The sequence below is a fragment of the Stenotrophomonas sp. CASM110 genome (assembly GCF_049384345.1).
Classification (GTDB): Bacteria; Pseudomonadota; Gammaproteobacteria; order Xanthomonadales; family Xanthomonadaceae; genus Stenotrophomonas; species Stenotrophomonas muris.
Genome location: NZ_JBMRGI010000041.1, coordinates 1 through 8,809, shown reverse-complemented (window position 1 = coordinate 8,809; position 8,809 = coordinate 1). Strand labels below are relative to the sequence as shown.

General features: G+C 66.5%; 7 protein-coding genes and 1 pseudogene. 3 read left to right on the top strand and 5 right to left on the bottom strand.

Annotated elements, in window-relative coordinates; all coding sequences use genetic code 11:
• Nucleotides 1-212: 212 nt before the first annotated feature.
• The 3 genes from VG561_RS21010 to VG561_RS21000 form a co-directional block, all read right to left on the bottom strand.
• On the bottom strand, nucleotides 213-827 hold the full coding sequence (locus VG561_RS21010) for an RluA family pseudouridine synthase (protein WP_032955877.1): 615 nt from the start codon (nucleotides 825-827) through the stop codon (nucleotides 213-215).
• Between the two features lie 195 nt (nucleotides 828-1,022).
• Nucleotides 1,023-2,009 carry a malate dehydrogenase gene (locus VG561_RS21005; protein ID WP_004153634.1) on the bottom strand — a complete coding sequence of 329 codons (987 nt, stop codon included), beginning with the start codon at nucleotides 2,007-2,009 and terminating at the stop codon, nucleotides 1,023-1,025.
• 118 nt (nucleotides 2,010-2,127) lie between these two features.
• Nucleotides 2,128-2,619, bottom strand: a complete 492-nt coding sequence (locus VG561_RS21000; protein ID WP_005408225.1) for a peptidylprolyl isomerase — start codon at nucleotides 2,617-2,619, stop codon at nucleotides 2,128-2,130.
• Between the two features lie 273 nt (nucleotides 2,620-2,892).
• Between VG561_RS21000 and typA the strand changes: the two genes are divergently transcribed.
• Genes typA through VG561_RS20985 form a run of 3 tightly spaced genes read left to right on the top strand, consistent with a single transcriptional unit; the run spans nucleotide 2,893 to nucleotide 6,883 of the window.
• On the top strand, nucleotides 2,893-4,740 hold the full coding sequence (typA, locus tag VG561_RS20995; protein WP_014646062.1) for a translational GTPase TypA: 1,848 nt from the start codon (nucleotides 2,893-2,895) through the stop codon (nucleotides 4,738-4,740).
• Nucleotides 4,741-4,751: 11 nt separating this feature from the next.
• The gene (locus tag VG561_RS20990) at nucleotides 4,752-5,219 is read left to right on the top strand and encodes a DUF2127 domain-containing protein (RefSeq protein ID WP_032955872.1); all 468 of its coding nucleotides are present in this window, start codon (nucleotides 4,752-4,754) and stop codon (nucleotides 5,217-5,219) included.
• 41 nt (nucleotides 5,220-5,260) lie between these two features.
• Entirely contained in the window at nucleotides 5,261-6,883 is a 1,623-nt protein-coding gene (locus VG561_RS20985) for an amidase (RefSeq protein WP_049440294.1), read from the top strand.
• A gap of 72 nt (nucleotides 6,884-6,955) precedes the next feature.
• Here VG561_RS20985 and VG561_RS20980 read toward each other — a convergent pair whose 3' ends face one another.
• The gene (locus tag VG561_RS20980) at nucleotides 6,956-8,143 is read right to left on the bottom strand and encodes a mechanosensitive ion channel family protein (RefSeq protein WP_262093781.1); all 1,188 of its coding nucleotides are present in this window, start codon (nucleotides 8,141-8,143) and stop codon (nucleotides 6,956-6,958) included.
• 556 nt (nucleotides 8,144-8,699) lie between these two features.
• A pseudogene (locus VG561_RS20975) lies at nucleotides 8,700-8,809 on the bottom strand (IS110 family transposase); the annotation flags it as partial.

The window sequence follows — 8,809 nt, the reverse complement described above, 5'->3', positions numbered from 1 at the left end:
CCATGGGTGAGGGCGCTTTGCTTGCGAAGCACTGCTTTGCAAGCGCCCGAACGCACAGCCGCCAGCGGCTGGGCCGGCCCCCGGAGGGGGGTTTACGGCGTGTCCTGCCAACCCACACCGCCCCGCCCAGCAAGCAGAAGACCAGAGCCGCCTTGGCCTTTGACGTTGCTCCGGTTCGTAGCAGATGCAGGGCTGCAAGCCCTGCCGAACCCCTAGAACGGAGTGGCGGACTCGAACGCGAGCGCCTCGCCCGTCACCGGGTGGGTGAACCGCAGGCTGCGCGCATGCAGATGCACGCGCTGCGCAGGCGCGGCGTCATAAAGCACATCGCCAACGATGGGATGGCCGAGACTGGCCATGTGCAGGCGCAGTTGATGGCTGCGGCCAGTAACCGGCTCCAGCGCCACGCGCGTGCGCTGCGCTTCGGCATCACGCGCCATTACGCGCCAGCGCGTCAGCGCCGGCTTGCCGCGTTCGTGATCGATCATCTGCTTCGGCCGGTTTGGCCAGTCCACGATCAGTGGCAGGTCCACGTCGCCGGCATCGCCTTCAAGCAGCCCCTCCACGATCGCTTCATAACGCTTGCCGACCTGGCGCTGCTCGAACTGCATCGACAACGCCACCTGCATGTCCTTGCCGCGCGCATGCAGCAGCAGGCCGGAGGTCACCTGGTCCAGGCGGTGCACGGTCAACGCATCCGGGTACAGCGCCTGCAGGCGCGCGACCACGCAATCCTGGTTCTCGGCGCCGCGGCCGGGCACGGACAGCAGGCCGGCCGGCTTCTCGGCCACCAGCAGCGCGTCGTCGATGTAATGCAGGTGGATCATGCGGCTCCGTATCCGTCCAAACAGAAACGGGGAAGCCGAAGCTTCCCCGTTCTGCGTACCGACCAACGGTCGGTACCTACCTTGATGGAAATGTACCGACCAACGGTCGGTACCTACCTCGATGGGAATGTACCGACCAGCGGTCGACACCCACCTCGATGAAAGAGGTACCGGCTCGAGCCGGTACCGCCTGCATCAGCCCAGCAGGTGGGCAACGCCGGCGCGCTCTTCTTCCAGCTCGGCCAGGGTCTTGTCGATGTACTTCTGGCTGAAGTCGTCGATCGGCAGATCCTTCACCAGGGTGTACTTGCCGTTCTCGGTGGTCACTGCGAAGCCGAAGATCACGCCTTCCGGAATGCCGTAGGAACCGTCGGACGGCACGCCCATGGTGACCCACTTGCCGTTGCTGCCCAGCACCCAGTCACGCACGTGGTCGATGGCAGCGTTGGCGGCCGAAGCGGCCGAGGACGAGCCACGGGCTTCGATGATCGCCGCGCCGCGCTTGCCCACGGTCGGGATGAAGGTGTTGGCGTTCCATTCCTGGTCGTTGATCGCATCGGCGATCGACGCGCCATCGGCGGTGGCGAAACGGTAGTCCGGGTACATGGTCGGGCTGTGGTTGCCCCACACGACCAGCTTCTCCATGCCACCGACCGGCTTGCCGAGCTTGGTCGACAGCTGGCTCAGCGCGCGGTTGTGGTCCAGGCGCAGCATGGCGGTGAAGTTTTCCGGCTTCAGGTCCGGGGCCGACTTCATGGCGATGTAGGCATTGGTGTTGGCCGGGTTGCCGACCACCAGCACCTTCACGTCACGGCTGGCGACCTTGTTCAGCGCCGCGCCCTGGGCGGTGAAGATCTTGGCGTTTTCCAGCAGCAGGTCCTTGCGCTCCATGCCCGGGCCACGCGGACGTGCGCCAACCAGCAGGGCGATGTCGGCGTCCTTGAACGCGACTTCGGCATCATCGGTGCCGACCATGCCGGCCAGCAGCGGGAAGGCGCAGTCTTCCAGCTCCATCATCACGCCCTTCAGGGCGGCCTGGGCCTTGTCGACCGGCAGTTCCAGCAGCTGCAGGATGACCGGCTGGTCCTTGCCCAGCATTTCGCCGGAGGCGATGCGGAACAGCAGGGCATAACCGATCTGGCCGGCGGCGCCGGTCACGGCAACACGAACGGGTGCTTTCATGGGGGTTTCCTCTTGCTTGCAAGCGTTTGATGGGACGCCGCGGGCAGAGCCACGCAGGCCTGGCGGGCGGCGGGGAACAGGGAAACGGCCACGCGTGGGTGGCCGTTTCGAAGGGGGATCAGGCGGCGAGGTGCTTGTTCCACTCCGCGACGCGGTCGGCCTGGGCGGCCAGCACGGCGTCGACGTCGCCTTCCAGGGTAATCGAATGGATCACGTCGCCCTGCTTGACCGAATCGACGATCGCCTGGCCTTCCAGGACCTTGCCGAAGACGGTGTGGCGGCCGTCCAGCCAATCGGTCTTGATGTGGGTGATGAAGAACTGGCTGCCGTTGGTGTTCGGGCCGGCGTTGGCCATCGACAGCGAGCCGACCTCGTGCTTCACGCCATTCTTCTCGTCTTCGAACTTGTAGCCCGGGCCGCCGGTGCCACGACCCTGCGGGCAGCCGCCCTGGATCATGAAGTCGGCGATAACGCGGTGGAAGATCAGGCCGTCATAGAAGCCGTGCTTGACCAGGTTCACGAAGTTGGCCACGGTCAGCGGTGCCTTGTCGGCGAACAGCTCGACCTTGATCGGGCCCTGGGTGGTGTCGAAAGTGGCGATGAGGGACATGAAGATCCTTGATGCAAAGGGGAATGCGTCTAGCCACCTAGTTTACACCCGCCTCGTGTCGGCGGCGGCTTCGACCATTGGTGAAGCGCCCCGCTTCAGCCCCCGGACGGGGAGCCGCGCAGCCGGGTCCTGGCGGCCCCGGCCGGGGCGGCGGATGCCCAGCTGAATGGGCCCCGTGACAGGCGTGAAATCCACCTTTTCGCGAATCGTCAAGTTCGACGTATAATGTTGGACTTCTTTTTCCAAATCCGGCGCCGACTGGCCCCCTTTCGTATGTCCATCGAAAATCTTCGCAACATCGCCATCGTCGCCCACGTCGACCATGGCAAGACCACCCTGGTCGACCAGCTGCTGAAGCAGTCCGGCACCCTGTCCGAGCGTACCGTCCTCGCCGAGCGCGTGATGGACAGCAACGACCAGGAAAAGGAACGCGGCATTACCATCCTGGCCAAGAACACCGCCATCACCTGGGAAGACAAGAAGACCGGCATCAAGAACCGGATCAACATCGTCGACACCCCCGGCCACGCCGACTTCGGTGGTGAGGTCGAGCGCGTGCTGTCGATGGTCGACACCGTGCTGATCCTGGTCGATGCGATGGACGGCCCGATGCCGCAGACCCGCTTCGTCACCCAGAAGGCCTTCGCGATGGGCTTCAAGCCGATCGTCGTGGTCAACAAGATCGACCGTCCGGGCGCGCGTCCGGAATGGGTGATCGACCAGGTCTTCGACCTGTTCGACAAGCTCGGCGCCACCAATGAGCAGCTGGACTTCCCGATCGTCTACGCCTCGGCCCTGAACGGCTACGCCGGCTTGGAAGACACCGTGCGCGACGGCGACATGACCCCGCTGTACGAAGCGATCATGCAGCACGCCCCGCGTCCGGAAGTGGACCCGGACGGCCCGTTCCAGATGCGCATCAGCCAGCTGGACTACAACAACTTCGTGGGCGTGATCGGCATCGGCCGCATCCAGCGCGGCACCCTGAAGAAGAACATGCAGGTCGCCGTCATCGACCGTGAAGGCAAGAAGCGCAACGGCAAGGTCGCCCAGGTGCTGGGCTTCCTGGGCCTGGAGCGCATCGAGCAGGAGACGGCCGAGGCCGGTGACATCGTGGCCATCTCCGGCATTCCGGAGCTGACCATCTCCGACACCCTGTGCCACCCGGATACTCCCGAAGCCCTGCCGGCGCTGACCGTCGACGAGCCGACCATCTCGATGACCTTCCAGGTCAACAACTCGCCGTTCGCCGGCAACAAGGACCTGTCCGGTGGCAAGTTCCTGACCAGCCGCCAGATCAAGGACCGCCTGGACCGCGAGCAGGTCCACAACGTGGCACTGAAGGTCGAACAGCTGGAAGACGCCGACAAGTTCCTGGTCTCCGGCCGCGGCGAACTGCACCTGTCGGTGCTGATCGAGAACATGCGCCGTGAAGGCTACGAGCTGGCGGTGTCGCGCCCGGAAGTGATCATCAAGGAAATCGACGGCCAGATGATGGAGCCGATCGAGCAGCTGGTGGTGGACATCGAAGAAATCCACCAGGGCGGCGTGATGGAAAAGCTGGGTACCCGCAAGGGCCAGCTGAAGAACATGGAACCGGACGGCAAGGGCCGTGTGCGCCTGGAATACCAGATCCCGGCCCGTGGCCTGATCGGTTTCCAGAACGAGTTCAAGACCCTGACCCAGGGTTCGGGCCTGCTGTTCCACGTGTTCGACCATTACGGTCCGAAGGAACAGGGCGCGATCGCCAAGCGCATCAACGGCGTGATGATCGCCAATGCGCCGGGCGTCACTCCCGCCTACTCGCTGGGTCCGCTGCAGGAGCGCGGCAAGCTCTTCGCTGCCGAAGGCGACAACGTGTATGAAGGCCAGCTGGTCGGCATCCACTCCAAGGACAACGATCTGACCGTCAACGCGATCAAGACCAAGCCGCTGACCAACATGCGCGCTTCGGGCAAGGACGACGCGATCCAGCTGACCCCGGCGATCAAGTACTCGCTGGAACAGGCCCTGGACTTCATCGAAGACGACGAGCTGGTCGAGATCACCCCCAAGGAGATCCGTCTGCGCAAGAAGTTCCTGACCGAAAGCGACCGCAAGAAGGCTTCGCGCGGCGGCTGAGCCAGCACCCCGTGGACCAGAGCGGCTACAACCCGGATCCGCACCGGCATCCGGGCCTCCACGTCATCGCCCTGCTCGAAGCGAGCAAGGCGATGCTGGCGCTGTTGGCCGCCACCGGGCTGGAAGTGCTCGGACCGCAGCCGCTGCGGCACGGCATCATGGTCCTGATCCGGCGTTTCAGCCTGGATCCGGACCATGGCACCCTGCCCTCGCTGCTGCACATGATCAGCCCCGACGCGGTCCACCTGGCCGCGGCGGGGATGATCGGCTACGGCCTGCTGCACCTGGTCGAAGCCTGGGGCCTGTGGCGGGCCAAGGCCTGGGCCTCCTGGCTGGGCTGCCTGACCGCCTCCCTGTACCTGCCTTTTGACATCTTCGCGATCATCCGCCATCCCGGCTGGCCATCGTGGACGATCCTGGCGATCAACCTGATCGTGGTCTACGTCCTCGCCCGCGACCTGCGCAAGCGCCACCGCTGAGCACCGGCTACACTGGGGATTGGAGCCGACCAAGCCGCCCCATGCGCCCGTCCTTGCCGCCTCTGCTGACCTGCCTGCTTGCCGCGCTGCCTGCGCTGCTTTCGGCTGGCTGCAGCCCGGCCGCGTCCAGCGCGCATGCGGCCGAACCCGCGAGCCGCAACGTGCCGTTCCCGTACGCCGAAACCGATGTCACCGACCTGCAGGCGCGGATGAGCGCCGGTGAGCTGGACAGCACCACCCTGACCCAGGCCTACCTGCAGCGCATCGCCACCCTGGACCGCACCGGGCCGCGCCTGCGCGCGGTGATCGAGCTCAACCCGGATGCACTGAAGGAAGCCGCTGCGCGCGACCGCGAGCGCCGTGATGGACGCCTGCGCGGCCCGCTGCACGGCATTCCGGTACTGCTGAAGGACAACATCAACGCCGCCCCGATGGCCACCAGCGCCGGCTCGCTGGCCCTGCAGGGGTTCCGCCCGGACGACGCCTACCTGGTGCGCCGGCTGCGCGACGCCGGCGCGGTGGTGCTGGGCAAGACCAATCTCAGCGAGTGGGCCAATTTCCGCGGCAACGATTCGGTGTCCGGCTGGAGCGCACGCGGCGGCCAGACCCGCAATCCCTATCGCCTCAGCCACTCGCCCTGCGGCTCCAGCAGCGGCAGCGCGGTGGCGGTCGCCGCCAACCTGGCCAGCGTGGCGATCGGCACCGAAACCGACGGCAGCATCGTCTGCCCTGCGGCGGTCAATGGCATCGTCGGCCTCAAGCCGACCGTCGGCCTGGTCAGCCGCGAGGGCATCATCCCGATTTCCTTCAGCCAGGACACCGCAGGACCGATGACCCGCAGCGTCGCCGACGCTGCAGCCGTGCTGACCGCTATCGCCGGCCGCGACGATGCCGACCCGGCCACGGCGACCATGCCTGGCCGCGCGGTGTACGACTACACCGCGCGCCTGGACCCGCAGGGCCTGCGTGGCAAGCGCATCGGCCTGCTGCAGACACCGCTGCTGAAATACCGCGGCATGCCGCCGCTGATCGAACAGGCGGCCACCGAGCTGCGTCGGGCGGGTGCCTTCGTGGTGCCGGTGGAGCTGCCCAACCAGGGCGCCTGGGCCGAGGCGGAACGCACGGTGCTGCTGTACGAATTCAAGGCCGGGCTGGAGCGCTACTTCAGCACCCATCGCGCGCCACTACGCAGCCTGGCCGACCTGATCGCCTTCAACCAGGCGCACAGCAAGCAGGAGCTGGGCCTCTTCGGCCAGGAACTGCTGGTGGCGGCCGACGCTACCGCCGGCCTGGCCGACCCCGCCTATATCCGTGCACGCAGCAATGCGCGCCGGCTGGCCGGCGCGGAAGGCATCGACGCCGCCCTCGCCGCCCACCAGCTCGATGCCCTGGTGGCGCCGACCACCGGTGTGGCGTGGCCGATCCGCAGCGAAGGCGACGACTTCCCCGGCGAGAGCTACAGCGCCGCCGCCGTCGCCGGCTATCCCAGCCTCAGCGTGCCGATGGGCCAGATCAATGGCCTGCCGGTCGGCCTGCTGTTCATGGGCACCGCCTGGAGCGAACCGAAGCTGATCGAAATGGCCTACGCCTACGAACAGCGCACCCGCGCGCGACGCCCGCCGCACTTCGACACCGACACCCTGATCGACGCCGGCGAGCCGTGATCGTGTTTCTGTAGAGCCGAGCCCACGCCCGGCTTCAACGGAAAATCGAAAGCAGCCGAGCATGGCTCGGCTCTACAGCGGCTGGTCGGGCTCCACCGGCACGATCGCCGCCTCACCGTCTTCAGCCCCCGGCGAACGCACATCCGCAGTGCGCGCACGTGGACCGCGCGGCATGTCCAGTTCGTCTGCATGCTGCAGCCGCGCACGCACCTGCGGCAGCGACTGCGGATGCTCGCGCGCGAGGAAATCGAGCATGCGTTCGCGCACCAGGCAGCGCAGATCGAAGGCATCACCGGAGCTGCGCGCACTGACCAGCAGGCGCACCTGGATCGCGCGCTCGCTGGTCTCGATCACCTGGGTCACGCAGACCCGGCCATCCCACAGCGCTTCACCGCGGCAGATGCGTTCCAGCTCGGCACGGATCGCTGCCACCGGGGCACGATAGTCCAGCCACAGGAACGCGGTGCCGAGCAGGTCGGCGCTGCGCCGCGTCCAGTTCTGGAAGGGGTTCTCGATGAACCAGGTCAGCGGCACCACCATTCGCCGCTCATCCCAGATGCGCACCACCACATAGCTGCTGCCGATCTCCTCGATGCGCCCCCACTCGCCTTCGACGATCACCACATCATCCAGCCGGATCGGCTGCGTCACTGCGATCTGCAGGCCGGCGATCAGATTGCCGAACACGGGCTTTGCGGCGATACCGGCCACCAGGCCGATCAGGCCCGCCGAGGCCAGAAGCGCGGTGCCGATCTTCTGCACCATCGGGAAGGTCAGCAGCACCAGCGATGCGCCCAGCACGATGATGCCGCCCATCAGCACGCGGCTGAGCACCCGCGTCTGGGTCTGGATGCGGCGCGCCTCCAGGTTGTCGGAGACATCGATGGGATGGCTGCGCAGGATGGCACGTTCGCCCGCCGCCACCGCCCGCACCAGCAGCCAGATGAAGCACGCGGTCAGCGCGATATGCAGCACCCGTTGCAGGTTGCCCAGAACGGGATCCTGCAGCGGCGTGGCCTGCAATGCAGGGATCAACAGCAGCAGCGGCCATGCGGTGGCCATCGGCAGCCCGAGCACACGCCCGATACGCGCGCGCCGACGATCGCGCCCCTTCAGCCGATGGTAGATCCACAGGATCAGCCACGCGCCGATGCCGCCCACCACTACGGCCAATCCCAACGGCCATGCGTATGCCTGTGCGCTTTGCCAGTGCACCGTTGCCACCTCCACTCGAACAGCCAAGTGGACAGACTCGCGCATGGCGCATGAGCGCCACGTCAGTCGTTCGTAAGCAGGGTGTTGGTCGGCAGGGCTTGCAGCCCTGCACCTGCGGTAGTGCCGGCCGCTGGCCGGCAACCTCAACAGCAACAGCCGAAGCAGAAGCGGGCTTCCTGTGGGATGGCGGAGTGGGGCCGGTTGCGGGAGACGCCGTGAATCCCGCTCCGCGGTCCGGCCCAGCCGCTGGCGGCTGTGCGTTCGGGCGCTTGCGAAGCAGAGCTTCGCAAGCAAAGCGCCCTCCCCCATGTAGGCTCCGGTCGCCGCTTGCTCATGTGCGCTTTCCTGCGCACACGGCAAGACCGGGGTTGGGCGTCCTGCCCAACCCGCCCGAGGCATGCCGCGGGCCCATGCGGCTCACGCCCCGTAACCGGATCTGTCGGGACCTGCTGCTGATGGTGGGTGCCGACCGTTGGTCGGCACGGGGTCGCAGCCCATTTTGAATACTGTTATCTGACAGAAAAATCGTGTCGACCAACGGTCGACACCTACCAACAGCCGCGCATGCCAATCGCCGCAGTTACCAGTAGCAACTGTCTTGTCAGGGGCAGCCGAGGGCCACCTCGGCGTCCCGCTTACGGGCGTTGAGGATCACCAGCATTTTGCGCATGACCGCCACGAGCGCCACCTTGCTCGCTTTGCCCTTGGCCT